A 22,181-nucleotide genomic window follows, 5' to 3' on the forward strand; every position below is an offset into this window, starting at 1 on the left:
TATAAGGAATTAAATAATTGCCAATAACAATTAACCACACATAAAAAAACTGAGCGCCAGGCTCAGTTTAGTGAAGTGCTTTAAAAATGATATCGTCTACAATAACTTCGACATTTGGATGACGATACAAGATAGAGGCCGGCAACTCCTCAGAAATTTCTCCGGCAGCCAAGCGGCGAATCGCATCGATTTTTTTCTCGCCAAAAGCCAGTAAGATAATACGTTTTGCCCGCATAATTGAAGACAGTCCCATAGAAACTGCTTGTTTCGGCACATCATCGGCATGTTCGAAATGAATGCTGTTCGCATGCAGAGTAGAAGGCGTCAGGTCTACGATGCTCGTGGTACTTTCAAAGGAAGTGCCCGGCTCATTAAAGCCGATGTGGCCATTTTCTCCGATACCTAGAATTTGAATATCCGGGCGCCCCATTTCATGCAGCAACTGCTCATAACGTGCTCCTTCATCAATTGCCTCATCAGACTTCCCATTAGGAATATGAATATTGGATTCCTGCCAACCTTCATACTGATTGAATAAGCGCTCATGCATGTAAGTATAATAACTTTGCGGATGTGTAGCATCTAATCCTACATATTCATCTAGGTTAAATGTACGTACACCACTGACATCCACTTGATTCGCTTTTAATAAATCGGTAAATTGCGGGTAAAGTTCAACCATTGTAGAACCGGTCGCTAATCCTAAAATCGCTTGAGGATTATTTTTAATCGTCTTTAATAACGCAATTGCGGTATACTTACTCGCTGTACTTTTATCTTTCAAGTTATAAATGTTCATTACTTTGACTCTCCCAACTTGCTTATGTCTATTCTTTTGCTGCTTGTACAAAACGTTCGGTAATCTGTTTCGGACGAGTTATCGCGCCGCCTACTACTGTACAATGAATGCCCAGGTTGTTGACAGTTCGATACATTTCCGGGGTAATCACATTGCCCTCCGCAATCACTTTGGCCTCCACCTTTTCCAAGATTTCTTTTAAAAAAGCAAAGTCATTCTCGTACAAGATGTGCCCTTTAGTATAGTGGGTGTAGCCACGAAGTGTCGTTCCAATGTAATCGAAGCCTAGTTGCTCCGCATTGATGGCTTCGTCTACGGTAGAAATGTCCGCCATAATTTCTGTGTGAGGCGAATGTTCGCGAATATAAGCGACTAATTCAGCTAAGGTTTCTTGAGGGCGCTCTTGCTTTGTGGCATCTAGTGCGATGACATCACAACCGCTTGCAATTAATTCATCGACTTCCTTAGACGTAGCTGTGATAAACACCTCAGAACCTTCGTAATCTCGCTTTACAATACCAATGACAGGCAGGGGCACCTCTGCTTTGATCGCTTCAATATCTTCCTTAGTATTGGCGCGAATTCCGACTGCTCCGCCTTCATAAGCTGCGAGGGCTAATTTCGACATAATAAATGATGAATGTAACGGTTCATCAGGTAATGCTTGGCATGAAACAATTAATCCTTGTGGTAACATTCCGACACACTCCATCTCTTTTTGTATTTGTAAATTAAGTAGGCAGTTCCCTTTATCACTTTTATCATAGCACCAAGAAATTTTTAATCAATCGATAATCATAAATTGAAAAAGATTTTCATTTATATTACAGTTAACCTAAGAAGAAGAGGGGGACGAGGCAGTGAAGTTTGAAAATCGCGTTCAGCAAAGCCGTCATTTACTGACGAAAATGGATAAGAAGATTGTAGCGTTTATACAAGAAAATGAATTGGATGATAGTTTCTCAACTATTAATTCGTTGGCACACGCAATCGGCACATCACCAGCCACCATTACACGTTTCAGCAATAAATTAAATTATGCGAACTTCCAAGATATGAAATTCAATCTGCAACATGAGAAGTCTGAAAGAGTAGTGGAAAATGCGCCATTAGTCCAGCAAATCCATCGTTACCATCAAAATATTATTCAACAAACAGGAGAATTTATTTCCGAGGAAAAAATCAAGCGCTTCGCACACTATTTGAAAACCAGTCGCCAAGTCAACTACGCAGGACTAGGTAGTTCAGGATTGACTGCAAGCGAATTTTACTATCGCACCTTACGCATGGGAGTAAAAGGGATGGTTTCAACCGATGCGCATCAAATGAAAATTTCCGCCTCCTTGTTGTCTTCAAAAGATATGTTCGTCGCCATTTCCAATAGCGGAGAAACCACAGAGCTGGCAGACGCTGCGCAGATCGCACATGAACAAGGTGCTTATGTCGTCGTTATCACAAATTACGAAGGCAGTACCATTACTCAACATGCCAATCTCGTCCTCATTACCAGCGACCAATCACGCGTACACGATACACGCTTTATCAACACACAAATCGCGACCACCTTTCTAATGGACATCGTATGTTATCTGCTGCTGAAAGATGATTACATGCATAAACTTTATCAACATACACGCCACACCATTTTGGAAAAGAAAGATTTGTAAAGGGAGTCTCCCGTTTGTCTGCGGTAAGACTGAAGTAAGTATGAAAAAAACGCTCCACATCAATGTTTTGGTTGCACCTTACATAGATGTGGAGCATTTATTTTATCTTTGAGAGACCGCACCGAATAGGGCAGCATGATTCTCAGTTTGAGTTGTTTGCAAACGTGCCACTCCATAATCAGGAGGTAAGAAATCATGTACTTTAGGTTCGATATATTTTAATAAGGCAGCCCCTTGAGCAGAAATACCGCCACCGATTAAAATCAATCCCGGATCATACATAATTTGAATTTGCGCAATGCCCTCTGCAACATGTGTAGACCATTTATTCAAAATATCTTGTGCAAGTGTATCACCAGTCTCTGCTAATTCAAATAAGCGAGGAACATCTGATTCAAACTCAAATTCCCACTTATGCATCAATTCTTTTAAAGCAGCAGTCGAAGCGCGTTTTTCGAAAGTTTTATCATCCTCAGCACGATACAGCAGATAGCCAATTTCATTCGCACGATGACGTTCCCCTGGATACAAACCCAATTTACGATTATAAAATGCACCGCCAATTCCAGTGCCCAAAGTTAAGCAGAAAATATTTTCTTCCTCATAATGATGAAAAGCTAGTTCTCCCAAAAGTGCAGCGTCTACATCGTTATAAATCTTTATCTGGTCAGATAAGTCGCTTAAAGCTTGATAGAAATTAGTACCATCAAAGTTTTGAATAGTAGGGCCGGTATAAACAACCTCTCCTAGCTCTGAATCAATTACTCCGGCACTAGAGATACCGATAAAGGGTGAAGTCAGTGCATATTGTTGAATATAATCGGCAATTAAGCGATGCACTTCCTCCACAATTAGTAATTCCTTATTATCGGGTGTCGGTATCTTCACATATTCTACGAAATCCAACTCATCATTTAAGACGGCAGCTTTGATGTTCGTTCCGCCAATATCTACTGCAATACTATACATGCGACATTCCTCCTATATTTATAATCATTATAGTCGTAAAGATAGGTTTCAGAAAGGCTCAGCTATTTTTTGAAAATAATTTTCATTAAAATCAGACAATTATATTAAAATTTTTCAAATCTTATTGTTCAGCAAAATGATAGCGTTTACAATTAGGTTTGTAAATCAGCAATTCAAGTAGGACCAGTCAAATTTATCAATGAGTAAAGCTTTATATAGAGATTATTTATGTTTGGAGGAAAGCAAAATGGAAGAAAATTTGAAAGGGTTATATGCCGCATTACTCGTACCATTCGACGAAAATGGCCAAGTCAAAGAAGAAGGATTAAAGGCCATTGCCAAGAATGCCATTGAAAACGAAGAATTAGATGGATTATATGTAAATGGAAGTTCAGGAGAGAACTTCTTAATTAATACAGCACAGAAGAAACAAATCTTTAAAATTGCGAAAGAAGCTGTCGGAGACGACGTAAAAATGATTGCGCAAATCGGCGCGCTCGATTTAAACGAGGCAATTGAACTCGGCAAATATGCGACTGAACTTGGCTATGATGCACTTTCAGCAGTCACGCCGTTTTATTATCCGCTCTCTTTTGAAGAAATTAAACAATATTACTTTGATTTGATTGAAGCGACGCAAAACAAGATGATTATTTATTCCATTCCTGATCTGACAGGAGTGAATATCAACGTCGAGCAATTCGGAGAACTCTTTAATCATGAAAAGGTTATTGGGGTGAAATACACAGCGCCTAATTTCTTCTTATTAGAACGTTTACGCAAAGCTTATCCAGATAAACTCATTTTCTCAGGCTTTGATGAAATGTTGATCCAAGCAGTCGCTTCAGGTGTGGATGGTGCCATTGGTTCTACATTTAACGTCAACGGCAAACGTACACGTCAAATCTTCGAATTAGCGCAACAAGGCAAAGTCGACGAAGCTTATCAAGTTCAACATGAAACAAATGATATCATCACTAAAGTTTTAGAATTAGGACTTTATCCGACATTAAAAGAAATCTTGAAATATCGCGGCATCGATAGCGGTTTACCAAAACGCCCATTCGCGCCATTCAACGAAGAGAATAGAGCAGCATTAGATGAATTAGTAAAACAATACAATTTGTAAAATAGAATAGGATTAGGGGTGTTGTTTATGCAACAGGTTGGTTTTGGCGCATGGAACTGGTTTGCCGTTATTTTGTATCTCGTAGTGATGCTGATAGTGGGAGCCTACTTTACCAAACGTGCGAGTCAAAGCACAGATAGTTTCTTTACAGCAAGCGGACGCCTTCCTTCATGGGCAATCGGTTTCTCAATTTATGCTACGACATTGAGCGCAATTACGTTTATGTCTACACCAGAAAAGGCCTTTCTGACAGATTGGTCCTATATTGCCGGTAACATTGCAATTGTCGCAATTATTCCGTTATTAATTGCATTTTACGTACCATTCTTTAAAAAATTAAATGTCACATCAGCCTACGAATACTTAGAAGCACGCTTCGGTCCGAGTGTACGTGTCATCGGTTCATTATTATTCGTGATTTTCCACTTAGGTCGTATCGCCATTGTTATCTATTTACCGACACTAGCAATTACAGCAGTGTCAGACATCAATCCTTATTTAGTAGCGAGTTTAGTACGTATCTTATGTATTCTGTACACGTTCTTAGGCGGATTTGAAGGCGTAGTATGGAGCGACTTTATCCAAGGTGTCATTTTACTAGGTGGGGCATTAATGATAATCATCATTGGTGCCATGGAAATCAAAGGCGGCTTTGGTACTATCGCTCACGATGCCATCGCAAATAAGAAATTGCTCAGCGCAGATAACTGGAAATTAAATTCAGCAGCCGCAGCGTTGCCGATTATTTTCCTGGGAAATATTTTTAACAACTTACATCAATACACAGCCAGTCAAGACGTGGTACAACGTTACCAAGCTTCTGACTCAATTGATGAAACGAAGAAATCACTGTGGATCAACGGTTTGTTAGCTTTAATCTCAGCACCGATTTTCTACGGTATGGGAACAATGATGTATTCATTCTATAAACATTCTGATACATTGCCTGAAGGTTTCAACACATCTTCAGTTGTACCTTACTTTATCTTGACAGAAATGCCTCCATTTGTCGGCGGTTTACTGATTGCAGCCATCTTCGCAGCCGCGCAATCTACCATTTCTTCAAGCTTGAACTCAATTTCAGCATGTATTTCTGAAGACATTAAAGACCGCTTCTTCGGAAAAGGAAAAGACGAGAAGAGTGAAGTACTCTTTGCGAGAATCACGATTGTAGTGGCTGGTTTGCTCAGCTACTGTATCGCAATTTATCTAATTGCAGCAGATTCTAACAACTTGTGGGACTTATTCTTATTAGTAACTGGATTATTCGGTGTACCTTTAGCAGGTATTTTTGCAGTCGGTATCTTCACGAAACGTGCTAATACCTTAGGCGTTATCGTCGGATTACTTGCAGGTGTGGTTATTGCGTACTTGATGAAAGGTGTAGGCGGAGCGAACTCTCCATTCTATGTATCTATCATTTCATTCTTTATCGCCTTCATCTTTGGTTATTTAATCAGTTTATTCGTACCTGCGAAAAATGCTAAAGATATCACAGGACTGACAATTTATGATAAAGATAAACCATCTACTTATGTTTCTAAAGTAGCGACAAGAAAATAATGCATATAACAAGCTCAGAGTTGAGACAAAATTGACTGTCTCAGCCCTGAGCTTTTACATTTATATATCCGCCTTATAATTACAATTTTAGGGTATTAAATACACAATACGATATCTTTTTTGCTGATTTGAGAAGGAGGCGGTGTTAAGGTGAATAAACTAGGATTTTGGTCCATCGTGCTGTTAACTATCAACTTAATAGTAGGTTCCGGCATTTTCTTATCACCTGGAACGGTTGTAGGTATGGCAGGCAAGTATACACCGCTTGTTTATTTAATTGCAGCTTCCTTTGCGGGCGTTCTAGCTATTTCCTTTGCCTCCGCAGCCAAATATGTCAATAAAGGTGGCGCAGCTTATGCTTATTCGACAGCTGCCTTTGGAGAACATATCGGCTTCTATGTCGGTATTGCTCAATTTATTGCAGGCAGTATTGCTTGGGGTGTCATGGCGACTGCAGTAGTGAAGACCATTTTAGTCATTACAGGCGGACCGAGTAATAATGTATTATGGATTACCGTTGGCATTTTAATATTAATGGTAATTATCTTTTGCATTAATATCTTCGGCACCAAATTATTTGAGTTAGTCAATAACCTTTCAACAGCAGGTAAATTAATCTCACTTGGAACAGTGATTATAGCAGGTTTAATTGTCATTATTTCTACTGGTAAATCACATTACTATGAGATAGACCATCTCGTGAATACGTCACATTTAGACAGTTCAGGATTTGTGATGGCTATTATTGCTGCCTTTTATGCTTTTACAGGATTTGAAAATGTAGCAAACGGTTCTCAAGATATGCAATCTCCTGAAAAAAATCTGCCGAAAGCCATTCCAGTGGCTATTCTCATCATCGGAACAGCTTTTATAGGACTCATCACGATTATTATGATGCTTAATCCAGAGGCTTTGCTCAGAACTAAACAAGTGGTTTCACTTGTGGCGATCTTCAAATCACCAATTCTCTACAACATTATTTTATATGGGGCTTTAATTTCAATGTTCGGAATCAATATCGCAACATCATTCTCCATCCCACGTATGTTGGAGTCTGTTGCAGAAAAAGGACAGTTGCCGGCGTGGTTTAAATATCGTAATCAATACGGCTTTCCGCTTCACGCATTTCTAGTCACTGCCTTTGTCGCAGTGTTGCTGCCGATGTCATTCCGCTTCGAAATGGACAGCATCATCGTACTCAGCGCAATTTCGCGATTCGTACAATTCTTAATCGTGCCTGCCGCTTTGATTACATTCTATATGGGCAAAGCGCATGAGGATGTACTCGATTCCGCGAAAAAGAACATCTTTACAGATATGTTCATGCCAAGCATTGCTTTATTCCTAACCGTCTTTATGCTCTTAAGATTTGATTGGAAAAGCGAGTTTTCCGTGAAACATCATGACGTCTTAGTGCCGAATTATTCAGCAATCATTGCCATGGTAATAGGTTATATCATACTGCCGATTATTATATTTTGGATCAATCATCGCAGAGAAGCAAAAAGAAAAGCGGTAGAAGAGTATTAAAAATATAAGGGAGAAAGGAGTTTTTAGATAACAATTTCTGAATATTCTTATAATAACATTGACTTGCCCTCAAATACGCATATAATAAGTTCTATCACAAAGTACAGGAGGGGTATCATGTCAGCAAACATAGGAATTTCAGCAAGTATCTTAACAGATCAAGACGGCATGTTTCCTGGATATAAACGTTGTTATGTAAATCAAGATTATATTGAGGCGGTAGTTAAACAAGGAGGCATTCCTTTCGTCTTACCTATAACGGATGATTCGGATATTATTGAAAAACAAATCGATATGTTAGATGGTTTGATATTGAGTGGAGGCCATGATGTAAGTCCTGCTCTTTATCATGAAGACCCTTTAGAAAAGTTAGGAGAAACTTTAATAGAAAGAGATCAATTTGATTTTCAGTTAATTAAAGCAGCTATAAAGAAAAACATCCCAATCTTAGGAATTTGCAGAGGTGCACAAATTTTAAATGTCTATTTTGGAGGAACTTTGTATCAAGATACTTCTTATAGAGAATTAAATACCATTAGACATTGGCAATCGTACAATCCGACTGAAAAAACACATCAAATTACCATCCAGTCAGATACACGCTTGGAAAAAATTTTTAATGAAACTTCTTTGTATGTTAATTCCTTTCATCATCAACTTATTCATGAATTAGCTTCTAATTTTAAAGTAAATGCTTATACCAATGACCGTTCAATCGAAGGATTTGAGTCAAAAGGTCATCAATATATTGTAGGTATTCAATGGCACCCTGAAATGTTGTGGCGAGAGTCAAGTATGGACGTACTATTCAAAGACTTTATTAATCAAGCTGAAAGTATGTGATGATATGAAAAAATTAGGATTTTGGTCAATCGTTTTATTCGCAATCAACTCAATTATAGGATCAGGAATATTTTTATCTCCAGCAGCCGTTATTAAAATTGCAGGGAAATATACACCTATCGTTTATCTTTTCGCTGCGTTGTTAGCTGCTATTTTAGCCATTACTTTTGCGGCAGCAGCTAAATACGTAACTAAAAGTGGGGCAGCATATGCCTATGCAACTGCGGCTTTTGGTGAGAATATTGGTTTTTATGTAGGGATTACTAGATTTATCGCTGGTAGCATCGCTTGGGGTGTAATGGCAACTGCAGTAGTTAAAACGGTCATAACTATTTTCGGTGGAGACAATACAAGTTTCTGGATGATTACTGTAGGATTAGTTTTATTGATGGTGATATTATTAATTATCAATATGTCCGGCAATAAAATTTTCGAGATTATCAATAATCTGTCTACTATCGGAAAATTACTTGCACTGTTGACTACTATTGTAGCAGGCGTAGTCATTGTAATAATAACTCGGGAGAATCACTTCAATGAAATTAACCATATTGTAGACACTTCAAGTATTAACGGTTCTACTTTGGTAATGGCAGTTATCGCTGCTTTCTATGCCTTTACAGGTTTTGAAAGTGTAGCGAATGCATCAGAAGATATGAAACAACCTGAAAAGAACTTGCCGAAAGCTATTCCTTTAGCTATTTTAGTCATTGGCGTAGTGTACATCGGCATTATTTTAGCAACCATGATGGTTAATCCTGGCGCTTTGATTAAGACGAAAGAAGTCGTATCACTCGTCGCAGTCTTTAACTCACCTATTATTTACAACATTATTTTATATGGCGCGCTGATCTCAATGTTTGGTATCAACGTCGCCGCTTCCTTTGGGACACCAAGAATTCTCGAAGCTATCGCAAATGAAAATCAAGTGCCTCATTGGTTCAAGAAGCGTACGAAACAAGGCTTCCCATTTATTGCCTTTATGACAACCTTCTTAGTGGCGGCAGTCTTACCAATGGCGTTCCAATACGATATGACAAGTATCATTATTTTAAGTTCAATTTCACGTTTTATTCAATTCCTAGTCGTGCCGGTAGGGGTGTTGATGTTCTACTTTGGAAAAGAGCGAGGCTATACCTTAGAAAATGTGCACAAGAACATAGTGACAGATGTAGTATTACCTGCCATTTCATTACTTCTTACAGTACTTTTATTAGTCATGTTTGATTGGAAAGGACAATTCTCTATTAAAACTGATAGCGGTACAATGCTGAACTACTACGCAATAACAGCTATGGTCATCGGGTATGTCATACTTCCCGCAGTCTTATTTTGGGTCAATAAAAAAAGAATAGCAAAATAATGCGTATCATTTGATATAAACAAGCGGAATGGTTTTTCATAAAAGAAAGTCACAATTCAAAAGGAGTTCTATTATGGCAGACCAACGTAATGCGTTTACGCTCAGATTATTAGAAGATGCAAACATTCATCCAGAAATGCGCGTGTTAGATGTAGGATGCGGACCTGGAGAAGTGACAGGACTGCTGGCAGCGCTAGTAGGTGATTCTGGGAGAGTCATCGGTATCGATAACAACACGCAATTACTGAATCTCGCAAAGCAAAATCATAGTGGTGAGAATATTGAATATAGAGAAGCGGATTTGTACAACTTACCAAATGATTTAGGACAATTCGATGCAATAGTAGGGCGCCGCGTCCTCATGTATCTGCCAGATCCCATGCAAGCTTTAGAAAATTTAAAACCGCTGTTGAAACCAGATGGTCTATTTATTTTCCAAGAAAGTGATGCGATTAATGGCGGTACAGGAGAAGATCCGCTACCTCGACACCAGCAAGCCATCCAGTGGGTTTGGCAAACAGTCGAGTTGGAAGGCGGAGACATTCATATCGGTGAGAAATTGTACGATATGTACGTTCAGCTCGGCATTGAAGCGCCGCATATTATGGCAGAAGTCGTGATGCAGACATCGAAAGAGAACGATCTTGCTTGGCTCGTAGAAATGATGTTACCAAGAATGCAGGAACATCAAGTACTGAGCAGAGATTTCTCTATAGATACCTTTAAAAAAGAATTGCAGGCAGAAGCGGAAGGCATAAACACTGCCTTTATCCGAGATACCGCTTTCGGCATTTGGGGAAAGCTTAAATAAAAGAAACACTTTGAGAGTTGAGCGTACTTTCAAAGTGTTTCTTTTAGGAATTAGAAAAAATTTGTTTATTTATATTGCAATATAGGTAATAATTTATAATAATATAGGGGATTATTTGATAATTGCAATAGAAGATTGTATAGCAATCTTTAATTGTCTGCATTTCAATGTATATTGTCTTTTAGGAGTGGGTTAAGATGGATAAGTCAACAAGAGTCCTGAATATCTTCACACGTTTATTGAATGGAGAAACAATCAGAAAGTCAGAGCTCTCTGAGTTTGGGAATGTGAGCACGAAGTCTATTCAAAGAGACGTTAGGATAATCAATGATTTTTTCTATGAAAGTGAGTATTGGAATAACAGAAACACTGAAATTGTTTATAAAAAGAATGGTTATGAACTAATTACACATTTTAATAGTTTAAACAGCTTAGCCTTACTGGGACTGATGATTAAGATTAAAAGTTTAACACCTATCTTGCATGTAGATGTATACAACTTATTTAAAAGAGAAATACAAAATATGCGCATGGAAGATAGAAAGGTTTTAAATGAAATGTTAGATCATTTTAAAAAACGAAATGATATCTTTCCTGGACAAACATTAATGCTGATAGAAAAAGCGATTAGTCAGAAAAACTTAGTTTGGATGAAATTTAACGGCCGTATTATAGAAGTAAAACCTTTATCAACGATGTACATGCACTACGATTATTGGTTTACCTATGAATACGATAAGACGATTTATACTGAACGTGTACGCTTTATTGAAAATTTTAAAGTCTCTGATCATACTTTCGATGAAGTGAAAAGTAAAGAACTCGTGACCGTTGAAATTGATCAAACAAAATGGGATTTATTTCGACAACAATACAGTATAGTTGAAGAATTAGAACGTACTAAGGAAGGAAAAATCATAGTGAGGATTGCGTGTACAGAGCTAGATGCTTACTACATTGCATATCAGATGGCACCATTGGCACGTATTTTAGAACCCCAGAAGTATATAGACAGCTTTATTGATCGTCTTAATCAAATCAAAAGTTGCTACGAGTAAACAAAAATATTCATTTACAAAGCAGATACATAACAAATCCCCTCACTAGTGGTGTAGTAAGGGGATTTGTTATTCACTTAGTTCGAGAAAGTTTTTCTTCAATCTTAGAAATACGCAAATTTACAATTTCTCTTTCCGCTTTCAATACATTCAGGTGCGCTTCTAAAATATCCGCAATTTGCGCTTCATCCCTAGAAAGCTTCTCTACATTTTGTTTGATTTGTTTCAAAGGCATACTGAGTAAACTGAAACATTGGATCAAGCTGACCATCTCTATGTCTTTTTGAGAATAGACACGTTGATTTAGCGCATCACGCTCAATATTCATCAACAATCCGTGCTTCTCGTAATAACGCAATTTACTTTTGGAGATGTCTTTCATATCAGACACCTCTTGAATTGAATATTTTTCCAAACAAATCACTTCCCTTAAACCATGGTTTAACCTATATTCTATTATATAGAAAAATGCTTACGAGGTGAAAGAATGGAAAACTTTACTGAGATTCTGAACGGTAGAAAATCTGTAAAAGGGTTCGACCCGGAATACAAAATTCCAAAAGAAGAAATGGATGAAATCTTAGCACAAGCAGCAAAAGCGCCTTCTTCAGTGAACATGCAGCCATGGAGAGTTGCAGTTGTGCAAAGTGATGAAGCTAAAGATAAACTGAGACCTTACATCCAATTTAATACGAACCAAAATGACACATCTTCAGCAATGCTGGTTATCTTCGGCGACTTGCAATGTTATGAATATGCAGGCTTCATTTACGAAAGTGCTGTGGAAAATGGCATGATGCCAGAAGAAGTGAAAGACCAAATGTTGCCATTAGTAAAAGACGGCTATCAAAATTTAGCACGTGAACAAATGAATGACATCGTGAAAATCGACAGCAGCTTGATGGCCATGCAGTTAATGTTAGTTGCAAAACAACACGGCTACGATACTAATCCGATAGGTGGATTTGAAGCGAATCAAATCGGTGAAGTCCTCGGTTATCCATTAGACCGCTATGTACCAGTCATGATTGTCGCAATCGGCAAGAAAGCCAAAGAACCACGCGACTCCTTCAGAATGCCAACTGAAAAATTTGTAGAATATCAATAAACCAGGATGAAATGCGCGATTTAACACCATCAGCAAAATTTGTTATTCTATTATAGCAATAAAAAAGACACCCCAATTGTTCCGAATAAGAACTGTTGGGGTGTTCCTGCGTTTGAAATATAATATGTGTAAAATATTCACAACCGCGCAGGCATGGAAAGCCGCGTACAGAATCAAATCAGTCCGTGGTCTCCATATCATGCTCAGCTTCAGACTGAAGTTTGAGCTGCACCGCGGTAGCTTTAAATACATCTTGTGTATAGAAATGCTTAATACCGCCGTTATTCGGAGAAAATGACGCAATCATGCCATTCTCAATCCAATGATTAATCAAAGATTGAGGATAGCCTGCCTCCACCAATTCGTCTTCGTCAGTTATTAACTGATCCCAAGACATATTAATATCTCGTAAATCAATCATAAATTCAGAAGCTTCATTTTGGTCCAAAAAAATCACCCTTCCTTATGTTGAATGGGAGCTTTTTCTGGGAGAGACCTGTCTGCAGATTTTTTCTCCACTCTTAAGTCTACCCGCCATGTATAATTTTAATTACAGTTTCCTAAGTTTCTAATATTCACATTTTTGTGTAGATTGACACATTACATTCAGCAATCCATTATACTTGTGCTCAATTGCCAATAAGCTAAAATATAAAATAAATACCTAGAAAGGAGGGCGAACCATGAAAATAGGAACCATCTCAGATCTGCATATTGACCGTCCTTCCGATTACACAGAAACCGAATACGCAGAAACACTCGCACAATTGACTCAAGACTACCAGCTCGACGTCCTTCTTATAGCCGGCGATATTTCCAACGACTATCGCAAATCCTACCAATTCGTGAAAGCAATGCAGCGCCTGACTCATAAAGAAATACTTTTCATTCCAGGCAACCACGATTACTGGCAAGTAGACGATAAGAACACCCGCCAAATACACGAATTTTTCATGCAACAGCCCGAGTGCCTGATGGGCCATCCCTATATCATTAACGACGAGTGGGCCATTGTCGGCAACAGCGGTTGGTACGACTACACCTTCGCAAGTCCAGAATATACCATTGAACGACTAGAACGCCGCCGCTTCAAAGGCGCAACCTGGCAAGATAAAGTACACGTCGACTGGGAAATGAGCGATATCGAAGTGTCACATAAAGCTGCTGCCTTGGCGGAAAGAGACCTTCAGAAAGCAGGAGGCCGAAAGATTATTCTCGCGACACATGTGGTCACGACCCCAAGTTTCAGAGTGCCTATGCCACATCGAATCTTTAATTATTTCAACGCATTTATAGGTACCTCAGATTTTGAGCCGCTTTATCAACAATATAATATTCGATATAGTCTGATGGGACATGTACATTTCAGAGGAGAAACAGAAAGAGATGGCATCGAATTTGCCTGTGTATCTTTAGGTTACTTTAGAGAATGGCGCTCTAAAGATATTGAACGTGAAATGTCACATGCTTTGAAAGTAATTGAAATCTAATAAGCGGTAAACCACGACAATTGTAATATAGATTGAAATATATGATATATATGTGCAAAAACTTTATGTTCTCAACGCTGATTTAACAATACTCGTGGAAAATTCAAATGTATGTAACCATATTACATACAAAATACAATTTCTTACAAAACAGTTGGGTGCCTTTATTTTATTCACCGGCCATGATAGTTTATAACTTGTAAATTTGATTAAACGAAAAGGACGGGGAAAAAATAATATGAATAAATTATTGACGGCAACAATTGTAGGCTTAGGAGTGTCATCAGTAGGATTCATCAGTCATAGTGCAGATGCAGCGGAACAAACACAAGGAACACCGCAAGTTGAACAACAGCAACAACAAACTAAAGGTTATTCTTACGGTTCTTATTTCACTAAAGACGCACAAGGCAACTACCATCACACATTAGACGGCAATTGGAATCAATCAATGTTTGATAAACATGAATATCAATTCACATTAACTGATTCAGAAGGCGCAACACATTATTTCTACTTCCCTCAAAGTGCGCTCAGTCAAAATTACCAACAAGACGATAATAACTACGCTCACAACGCTTCAAATGCAGAAGTACATAATGAAGGTTACGATGTAAACGAAACACCTTCAGCACAAGATAAAGCTCAGAATCCAAATGACGCAGAAGCAACAACAGAGAATACAACTTCAAATAATAATACTGATCCACAAAACAATACAGCAACGACTCAAAATACAACAAATACACAAGTTAATAATCAAGCACAAGCTGCTTCAACATATAACCAATCAAATGAGCAAATTTCAAATACACAATCACAAAATGCTACTTCAAATACGCAAACACCACAAGTCGCACAAGCACCGCAAACAAATAATGTACAAGACAATGCAGGCGGTTCAAGTGAAGGCAACACAACACAAACACCTGATACAAGTGATAATGGAGACGGCGCTAAAGCACAAGATGCAAGCTGGTTAACAAAACATCCTAAATTACAAGAATACGGACAATATCATGGCGGCGGCGCACACTACGGCGTTGACTACGGTATGCCAGAAAATACACCCGTTTATTCATTAACAGATGGTACAGTTACACAAGCTGGCTGGAGTAACTATGGCGGCGGCAACCAAGTTACCATCCAAGAGAAAAACAGTGACAACTATCAATGGTATATGCACATGAACAAATTAAACGTGCAACAAGGCCAAAATGTAAATGCAGGTGACCAAATCGGTCAATCAGGCAGCACAGGGAACTCAACTGCACCGCACCTACATTTCCAACGCATGCAAGGTGGAGTAGGCAACCAATACAGCGTTAACCCTGATAGTTACATCAATAGTAAACAATAATAGATAGTACTAAATAAAAGAACGCTACGACAAACAGAAAATGTTGTCGTAACGTTCTTTTTTTAATCTTCCACTTTTTCAATATGACCTTGAATGACACTGCCGACACCATTATGCTTGCTGCCCTCATAACGTTCAACTTCCACCTTTTCCAAACGATGAACCTTCACCGGCAAATCAGATAAATAATCCTTAATTTCATCCACATCGTACAACATGTTCACATCTTTAGGACCACCCGTGCCGAAATTCACCTGATCTTTAGCATAGAATTCAAAATAACTATGACCATGATTAACCAGCGGACGAACTAAATTATTAAACATGCCAGGTTTATCTTCAGTCAACACGTGGCCAAACACATTAATAGTATAATCAAACGAATTGTCAGCCACTAAATTTGCCTCAGTCACATCACCATAGCACGCATCAATTTCCACACCCGCTTCACTTGCCAACTTCAATTGCTTCTCAATCCCGACCTTCGACAAATCAAACGTAGTCACCTTATAACCAAGGCCCGCCAAATAAACCGCATTCCGGCCTTCACCCTCTGCTAGAATCAGTATCTTTTCAGCATCAGCCGTCTCGCGATTAAATACCTCCTTAACATACGCATTAGGGGATTTCCCATAAATATAATCCTTCTCATCAAACTTTTTATCCCAAATATACATTTGAATTCCTCCTTTGAAAAAGAAACCATTAAAAAGCGGAGCACCAGAAAAGTGCCTCCGCTGTATAAAAGCATATTAAGCATAAGAAAGTTTTAAATGTAGCGCAAACAAAAGGGACTTGAACAAAATAATGTCCCCGTCCCTTCAAGTATTTACATATTGCCGATAGATAAATATTTAGTTTCTAAATAAGGTTGAATACCTTCAATACCGCCTTCACGGCCATAACCGCTTTCTTTCATACCGCCGAATGGAGCATGAGCAGCAGAAGGACCTCCGTCGTTCCAGCCGATGACACCATAATCCAAATGATTATAGAGATGGAATCCAGTTTTATAATCATTTGTGAAGAAGTAAGCTGCTAAACCAAATTCTGTATCATTGGCATATTGAATCGCATCATCTAATTCAGAATAACTCATCACGGGCGCAACCGGGCCGAACGTTTCTTTATGCATGATTACCATATCTTGATTTACATTAGAAATTACTACAGGCTTCAAGAAATTACCGCCTAATGACTCAATATCTTCTAATGAACGGGAAAGTTTGCCGCCTTTAGATTCAGCATCTTTAATTTGATCAACAACTTTGTCTACTGCTTGTTGATTGATTAAAGGTCCTACATCAACGTCTTTATCCAGACCATTACCGACTTTCAAAGCATTCACTTTTTGAGTTAACTTTTCAACATAAGTCGACACAATATCTTCATGAACGTAAATACGGTTAGCACAAATACAAGTTTGACCTGCATTTCTGAACTTCGTAGCAATTGTCTGGTCCACTGCAAAGTCAATATCAGCATCTTTATGAACAATAACAGGTGCCAATCCACCTAATTCCATTGTTACATTTTTAACTGAATCTGCAGCACCTTCGATTAATTTTTTGCCGACAGGAGTAGAACCTGTAAAAGTAATCTTTTGAATAATTGGGCTTTCTGTGAAAATACGACCGGCGTCTTTACCAGAAGCAATGACGTATTGAATCGCATCTTCAGGGATGCCCGCTTCATGCGCCAGTTCCACCAAACGAATCGTTGTCAAAGGCGTTTGTACAGCGGGTTTACATACAATAGTACAACCTGCAGCTAACGCAGGGGCCATTTTACGCGTAATCATTGCAGCTGGGAAGTTCCAAGGCGTAATCGCACCCACCACACCAACTGGAAATGACTGAACGATAATTTTCTTAGAAGTCGTATTTGCTGGAATTGTACGGCCATATAGACGTTTCGCTTCTTCTGCATACCAGTCTACATATGAACGTGCATAATCCACTTCGCCTAAAGCTTCTTTCAAAGGTTTGCCGCCTTCTTTGGTAATCAATTCAGCTAATTCTTCTTTGTGTTCATCGATTAATTGAGACCAAGCCCATAACTTTTGCGAGCGTGTATGTGCATCTACTTCTCGCCAAGACTCAAAGGCTTTCTGTGCATTTTCGATTTGTTGATGAATCGTTGCTTCATCTGTGTACTCTAAAGTTTCAATGACATCATTCGTTGCCGGGTTCAAAACTTCTAATTTTGCCATTCTTTACCACCTCATTTTTCCTCTTTTGAACATAGTATAATACTGCTGCGATGCCATACCATACAAATACGATCAGCCATTCAGACGGCCATAACAATGATGAAGGCATGCCGGGCAAGTAAATTGCTATGAACGATAAACTTAAAATAATTGCGATAATTCCTACAACTTTGCCGTTTTTAATTTTATACGGACGCTCTAAATCTGGTGCCGTTTTTCTTAGTTTTAAGAATGATAATGCTACGAGGAAATATCCAATTACTACACCTATACCCCCTGCGTCTACAATCCATACTAAAGCAGGGCGTCCTAATAATGGTGCTACGAAAGCTAAGATTCCTAAGAAAATAATACCATGAGTAGGCGTTTTATATTTTGGATGAATATAAGCGAACCATTTAGGAATCATACCGTTCTTAGCCATAGCATATAAAATTCTGCTTCCGCCTATAATAAAAGCGTTCCAACTTGTAATAATACCAGCTACTCCTCCGAGCACGAGTAATACACCAAAACCGCCGCTTCCAAATAAGTTTACCATCGCATCAGCAGTCGCTAAGTTGCTTGTTTTTAATTCTTTAGGTGTTAAGCCTGTAGCTACACCGAAGACAATTAATAAATAGAAAAAGACAGATGCAATGATAGAAATAATTAATATTTTTCCGATTTTCTTAGAAGGGGCTTTTACCTCTTCAGCAATTTGCGGAATAACATCGAAACCAACAAACAAGAACGGAATCATAATGAGAATGGACATTGTACCGCCGAAACCATCAACAAATAATGGTTTTAAATTATGAAAGTTTCCATTCACACCAGCGCCGCCAACTAGTAAGAGTCCGACTGCTACAATAAAAACTGTAAAGACTGTCTGCATAATCGCTGCAGGTTTAATACCGAAATAGTTAAGTGATGTTAAAATGACACTGCCGATGGATCCAATCAGTACCCAAGTTAAATAAACATCCCATCCCTGGATATTCCATAGAAATCCTGAGTGTTTGAAAGGCAGCACGTAATCAATTACTGTAGGCAGAGCCACAGCTTCAAATGTGATAACTGAGACATAACCGAATAAAACAGACCAGCCAGAAATAAAGGCAAGCCCTGGTTTAAAGGCTTTTTTAACAAAGACAAAGCCGCCGCCAGTTTCTGGAAATGCTGAAGCTAATTCAGCATATGTCAAACCGATAAAGATAACGAATAATCCACCAATTAGAAATGCAATAATACTCCCTAAAAATCCTGCTGTTGAAACCCATTCTCCTGATAATACAACCCATCCCCAACCGAGCATGGCTCCGATGGCAAGAAACAAAACATCCATAATGCTCATGGATTTATTGAAATGTGATTTCATAACGCATACCCCATTTGTTTATCTATTTTTTAAACGTTTGTGCTTACATTTTCTAAAATCTCCAATCCTTTATTCAGTTCTTCATCTGTAATAACAAGTGGTGTTAAGAAACGAATAACATTACCTTTAAGACCTGCTGAGAGCAGCAAAAGTCCATTAGCATTTGCTTGTTTTACAATTTCTGCAGTTTTCGCTTTATCAGGCGCTCCTGTTTCAGGATTTACGATTTCCATAGCAACCATTGCACCAAGACGTCTAATATCTCCTATAAAGTCGACTTTCTGTGATAATGTTTCTAGTCTATCTTGAATAACTGCACCAATATGTTCTGCTTTTTCATTAAGATTTTCTTCTTCAATAATTTCAATTACTTTTAAGGCTGCTTCACAAGCGATAGGATTACCGCAATAAGTACCGCCTAATTCTCCCGGATTCGAACTATCCATAATTTCTGCACGACCTACAACTCCGCTAAGAGGGAAGCCGGCTGCAAGTGATTTAGAAACGGTCATTAAGTCAGGCGCTACATCAAAATGTTCCATCGCAAATGTTTTGCCAGTACGAGCAAATCCTGATTGGATTTCATCTGCTACAAATACAATATTGTGTTCATCACAAATTTCTCTGACAGCTTCTACAAATTTCTGATCCGGAATAATAAATCCACCTTCGCCTTGAACAGGTTCCATCACGATACAAGCTACTGTTTCAGGATCTACAGCTGAAATAAAGAAATCTCGTAGTTGTTGAATTGTATAATCTACATATTCTTCATCGCTTAATTTGTCGGGCTTTTCTGAAAAATTAGGATAAGGAGCTTGATAAACATCAGGCGCAAAAGGTCCAAAACCTAATTTATAAGGACGAACTTTACTTGTCATAGACATTGTTAAGTTAGTACGACCATGGAAACCGCGTACAAAGGATACAACACCTGTTCTGCCTGTATACTTTCTGGCAATTTTAACCGCATTCTCAACGGCTTCAGCACCAGAGTTGAGTAAAATCACTTTTTTATCAAAATCACCTGGTGTCAGATGTGCTAATTTTTCAGCTAACTGCAAGTAACTTTCATACATAATGACATTAAATCCTGGATGAATAAAATCTTCAACTTTCTCTTTAATGTGCTTCACAATTTTAGGATGACTGTGACCTACATTCAAAGTACCGATTGCAGCAGCGAAATCAATATATTCATTGCCTTCAATATCAGTAACCGTAGCACCTTCAGCATGTTTAGCTACATTTAAATTGCCGTTACCGACTCCTCGTGCTACATAACGATTTCTTAATTCCCCATAAGCTTGGTTACTCATTTCTTTATTTGTTTGATTACCTTGCAATGTCATAGAATCCCCTCCATTTGTTTATTAGGAGTATCATACGTTATAAATTGGTACAATGAAAAGAACCAGAACTAGAAAAACAATGGTACCAGAGGTGGTAAAAGATGACAGATGAGCAAAATTATATATATAGAAAAATTTACAATCAGTTGAAAAAAGATATTTTAGACCACAAATATAAAAGTCATGAAAAACTATTGTCTAAAAGAGCGTTGGCAAAAGAAATGAATGTCAGTATTAACAGCGTAAAAACAGCTTATGAACAGTTGATTGCGGAAGGTTATATATATACTAAAGAAAGACAAGGTTATTTTATTGAATCTTTAAATGAATTGATTGTAGAACCCAATCATCAGTCTGATGGAAATCGATTTAAAGAAAAAGTAGAAGAGAAGCCTCATTTCAAATATACTTTGTCACATATGTCCACAAATTTATCAGAATTTCCTATTGAGACATGGATCAAATTACAAAAGCAAGTATTCAAAGAGTCTCAAGCACTCTTGTCAGAAGTGCCTTACTTTAAAGGACCTCTGCAATTGAGACAGTCCATAGCTAAATTAGTTTCATTTAAACGCGGTATATCTTGTGATACAGAACAAATTATTGTCGGATCAGGAACGAATGCACTGATTTTATACTTATTGAAATTATTCGATCAAGCCTCGTTAATAGGTATTGAAAATCCTGGTTATACGCGTATGCGACATCTTATTCAGCAGCAGAACTTTGAAATATCCCATATTCCTTTGGACAATAAGGGAGCTTCAATACAAACCATTAAAAAGAATAATCCTCATCTCATGTTAACAACACCCTCTCATCAGTTTCCTATTGGAACTATCATGTCAATTTCTAGAAGAATTGAATTACTCAACTGGGCAACCAGTTTAGAGCATTTTATCATTGAGGATGACTATGATAGCGAATATAAATATGGGACAGATAATATACCTTCTTTGTTTAGTTTAGATAAGAATAATAGGGTCATCTATTTAGGTACCTTTTCCAAAACACTTTTACCAGGATTAAGAATTAGTTATATGATTTTACCAGAGCAATTAGTAGCAGATTTCGAGACTGTATTTAAAGATTCAGTATCAGAAATCAGTACGTTAAATGCATTAACATTATCTAAGTTTATTGATAATGGACATTATGAGAGATATATACGGAAAATGAGCCATTTATATGAACATAAAAGAAAAAAGCTTGTGCGCATACTGAAAACGAGATTAAGTAAGAATGTCACTATTAAAAACGTAAAAGCAGGCTTACATTTTGTGATATACGTAGATTCACCTTACACATATGAACAAGTCGAGGCAAGAGCCAAAGATTATGAACTAGAATTGTACACGCTCAATCGGTTTATGCAAGAGGATATCTCCCAACAATTCGCTCAAACTATTATTATAGGTTTTGCGAATGTGGAAGATGGAAAAATGCATGAAACGGTGGAGGTATTAGATAAAGTATTGTTTGGAAGTTGAAATAGGAAGGATAATAGTCAAAACTTTTTCTTTTTATAACAAAAAGCAGAGTTAAATCAATATTATATATTTGCACA

At 38.0% G+C, this 22,181-nt stretch carries 21 protein-coding genes; 12 read left to right on the forward strand and 9 right to left on the reverse strand.

Annotation, left to right across the window (positions count from 1 at the left end; translation table 11 throughout):
- Window positions 1–67: 67 nt before the first annotated feature.
- Together nagB and CNQ82_RS01470 are read right to left on the reverse strand one after the other, a co-directional pair.
- Window positions 68–799: a glucosamine-6-phosphate deaminase gene (nagB, locus tag CNQ82_RS01465; protein ID WP_123143755.1), complete on the reverse strand. Its 732-nt coding sequence runs from the start codon at window positions 797–799 to the stop codon at window positions 68–70.
- 28 nt (window positions 800–827) lie between these two features.
- A complete protein-coding gene (locus CNQ82_RS01470; protein WP_276308793.1) occupies window positions 828–1,511 on the reverse strand; it encodes an N-acetylmannosamine-6-phosphate 2-epimerase in 684 nt (227 codons plus the stop codon).
- Between the two features lie 148 nt (window positions 1,512–1,659).
- Between CNQ82_RS01470 and CNQ82_RS01475 the strand changes: the two genes are divergently transcribed.
- Entirely contained in the window at window positions 1,660–2,466 is an 807-nt protein-coding gene (locus tag CNQ82_RS01475) for a MurR/RpiR family transcriptional regulator (RefSeq protein WP_123143757.1), read from the forward strand.
- A gap of 102 nt (window positions 2,467–2,568) precedes the next feature.
- On the opposite strand, the gene CNQ82_RS01480 is transcribed toward CNQ82_RS01475, so the two are convergent.
- Window positions 2,569–3,435, reverse strand: a complete 867-nt coding sequence (locus tag CNQ82_RS01480) for an ROK family protein (RefSeq protein WP_123143758.1) — start codon at window positions 3,433–3,435, stop codon at window positions 2,569–2,571.
- Between the two features lie 247 nt (window positions 3,436–3,682).
- On the opposite strand from CNQ82_RS01480, the gene CNQ82_RS01485 reads away from it, so the two are divergent.
- The 7 genes from CNQ82_RS01485 to CNQ82_RS01515 all read left to right on the forward strand — a co-directional run bounded on the left by CNQ82_RS01485 (window position 3,683) and on the right by CNQ82_RS01515 (window position 11,732).
- Window positions 3,683–4,564 (forward strand): N-acetylneuraminate lyase, encoded by an 882-nt coding sequence (locus tag CNQ82_RS01485; RefSeq protein ID WP_123143759.1) that lies wholly within the window; start codon window positions 3,683–3,685, stop codon window positions 4,562–4,564.
- Between the two features lie 27 nt (window positions 4,565–4,591).
- Window positions 4,592–6,127, forward strand: a complete 1,536-nt coding sequence (locus CNQ82_RS01490; protein WP_123143760.1) for a sodium:solute symporter family protein — start codon at window positions 4,592–4,594, stop codon at window positions 6,125–6,127.
- Window positions 6,128–6,277: 150 nt separating this feature from the next.
- A complete protein-coding gene (locus CNQ82_RS01495; RefSeq protein WP_123143761.1) occupies window positions 6,278–7,657 on the forward strand; it encodes an APC family permease in 1,380 nt (459 codons plus the stop codon).
- A gap of 117 nt (window positions 7,658–7,774) precedes the next feature.
- Window positions 7,775–8,500: a gamma-glutamyl-gamma-aminobutyrate hydrolase family protein gene (locus CNQ82_RS01500; protein WP_123143762.1), complete on the forward strand. Its 726-nt coding sequence runs from the start codon at window positions 7,775–7,777 to the stop codon at window positions 8,498–8,500.
- A gap of 4 nt (window positions 8,501–8,504) precedes the next feature.
- Window positions 8,505–9,863 carry an APC family permease gene (locus CNQ82_RS01505; protein ID WP_123143763.1) on the forward strand — a complete coding sequence of 453 codons (1,359 nt, stop codon included), beginning with the start codon at window positions 8,505–8,507 and terminating at the stop codon, window positions 9,861–9,863.
- Window positions 9,864–9,936: 73 nt separating this feature from the next.
- Window positions 9,937–10,674 carry a class I SAM-dependent methyltransferase gene (locus CNQ82_RS01510; protein ID WP_123143764.1) on the forward strand — a complete coding sequence of 246 codons (738 nt, stop codon included), beginning with the start codon at window positions 9,937–9,939 and terminating at the stop codon, window positions 10,672–10,674.
- A gap of 197 nt (window positions 10,675–10,871) precedes the next feature.
- Window positions 10,872–11,732: a WYL domain-containing transcriptional regulator gene (locus CNQ82_RS01515; RefSeq protein WP_123143765.1), complete on the forward strand. Its 861-nt coding sequence runs from the start codon at window positions 10,872–10,874 to the stop codon at window positions 11,730–11,732.
- A gap of 73 nt (window positions 11,733–11,805) precedes the next feature.
- Here CNQ82_RS01515 and CNQ82_RS01520 read toward each other — a convergent pair whose 3' ends face one another.
- Window positions 11,806–12,156, reverse strand: a complete 351-nt coding sequence (locus tag CNQ82_RS01520) for a MerR family transcriptional regulator (RefSeq protein WP_276308794.1) — start codon at window positions 12,154–12,156, stop codon at window positions 11,806–11,808.
- 63 nt (window positions 12,157–12,219) lie between these two features.
- On the opposite strand from CNQ82_RS01520, the gene CNQ82_RS01525 reads away from it, so the two are divergent.
- On the forward strand, window positions 12,220–12,840 hold the full coding sequence (locus CNQ82_RS01525; RefSeq protein WP_123143767.1) for a nitroreductase family protein: 621 nt from the start codon (window positions 12,220–12,222) through the stop codon (window positions 12,838–12,840).
- A gap of 178 nt (window positions 12,841–13,018) precedes the next feature.
- Here CNQ82_RS01525 and CNQ82_RS01530 read toward each other — a convergent pair whose 3' ends face one another.
- Window positions 13,019–13,297: a hypothetical protein gene (locus tag CNQ82_RS01530; RefSeq protein ID WP_240624903.1), complete on the reverse strand. Its 279-nt coding sequence runs from the start codon at window positions 13,295–13,297 to the stop codon at window positions 13,019–13,021.
- A 226-nt stretch (window positions 13,298–13,523) separates the two neighbouring features.
- Between CNQ82_RS01530 and CNQ82_RS01535 the strand changes: the two genes are divergently transcribed.
- Together CNQ82_RS01535 and CNQ82_RS01540 are read left to right on the forward strand one after the other, a co-directional pair.
- Entirely contained in the window at window positions 13,524–14,330 is an 807-nt protein-coding gene (locus tag CNQ82_RS01535) for a metallophosphoesterase (protein ID WP_123143769.1), read from the forward strand.
- Window positions 14,331–14,568: 238 nt separating this feature from the next.
- Window positions 14,569–15,690 (forward strand): M23 family metallopeptidase, encoded by a 1,122-nt coding sequence (locus CNQ82_RS01540; protein WP_123143770.1) that lies wholly within the window; start codon window positions 14,569–14,571, stop codon window positions 15,688–15,690.
- A 62-nt stretch (window positions 15,691–15,752) separates the two neighbouring features.
- Here CNQ82_RS01540 and CNQ82_RS01545 read toward each other — a convergent pair whose 3' ends face one another.
- From CNQ82_RS01545 to gabT, 4 genes are all read right to left on the reverse strand, one after another.
- Window positions 15,753–16,367 (reverse strand): class I SAM-dependent methyltransferase, encoded by a 615-nt coding sequence (locus CNQ82_RS01545; protein WP_123143771.1) that lies wholly within the window; start codon window positions 16,365–16,367, stop codon window positions 15,753–15,755.
- A gap of 152 nt (window positions 16,368–16,519) precedes the next feature.
- Window positions 16,520–17,902 carry an NAD-dependent succinate-semialdehyde dehydrogenase gene (locus CNQ82_RS01550; RefSeq protein WP_123143772.1) on the reverse strand — a complete coding sequence of 461 codons (1,383 nt, stop codon included), beginning with the start codon at window positions 17,900–17,902 and terminating at the stop codon, window positions 16,520–16,522.
- Window positions 17,865–19,262 carry an APC family permease gene (locus CNQ82_RS01555; protein WP_123143773.1) on the reverse strand — a complete coding sequence of 466 codons (1,398 nt, stop codon included), beginning with the start codon at window positions 19,260–19,262 and terminating at the stop codon, window positions 17,865–17,867. Before CNQ82_RS01555 ends, CNQ82_RS01550 begins: the two co-directional genes overlap by 38 nt.
- 29 nt (window positions 19,263–19,291) lie before the next feature.
- Entirely contained in the window at window positions 19,292–20,614 is a 1,323-nt protein-coding gene (gabT, locus tag CNQ82_RS01560; protein WP_123143774.1) for a 4-aminobutyrate--2-oxoglutarate transaminase, read from the reverse strand.
- Window positions 20,615–20,715: 101 nt separating this feature from the next.
- Between gabT and gabR the strand changes: the two genes are divergently transcribed.
- Entirely contained in the window at window positions 20,716–22,104 is a 1,389-nt protein-coding gene (gabR, locus tag CNQ82_RS01565) for a MocR-like transcriptional regulator GabR (RefSeq protein WP_123143775.1), read from the forward strand.
- Window positions 22,105–22,181: the final 77 nt, after the last annotated feature.

The sequence above is a fragment of the Staphylococcus debuckii genome, from assembly GCF_003718735.1.
Classification (GTDB): domain Bacteria; phylum Bacillota; class Bacilli; order Staphylococcales; family Staphylococcaceae; genus Staphylococcus; species Staphylococcus debuckii.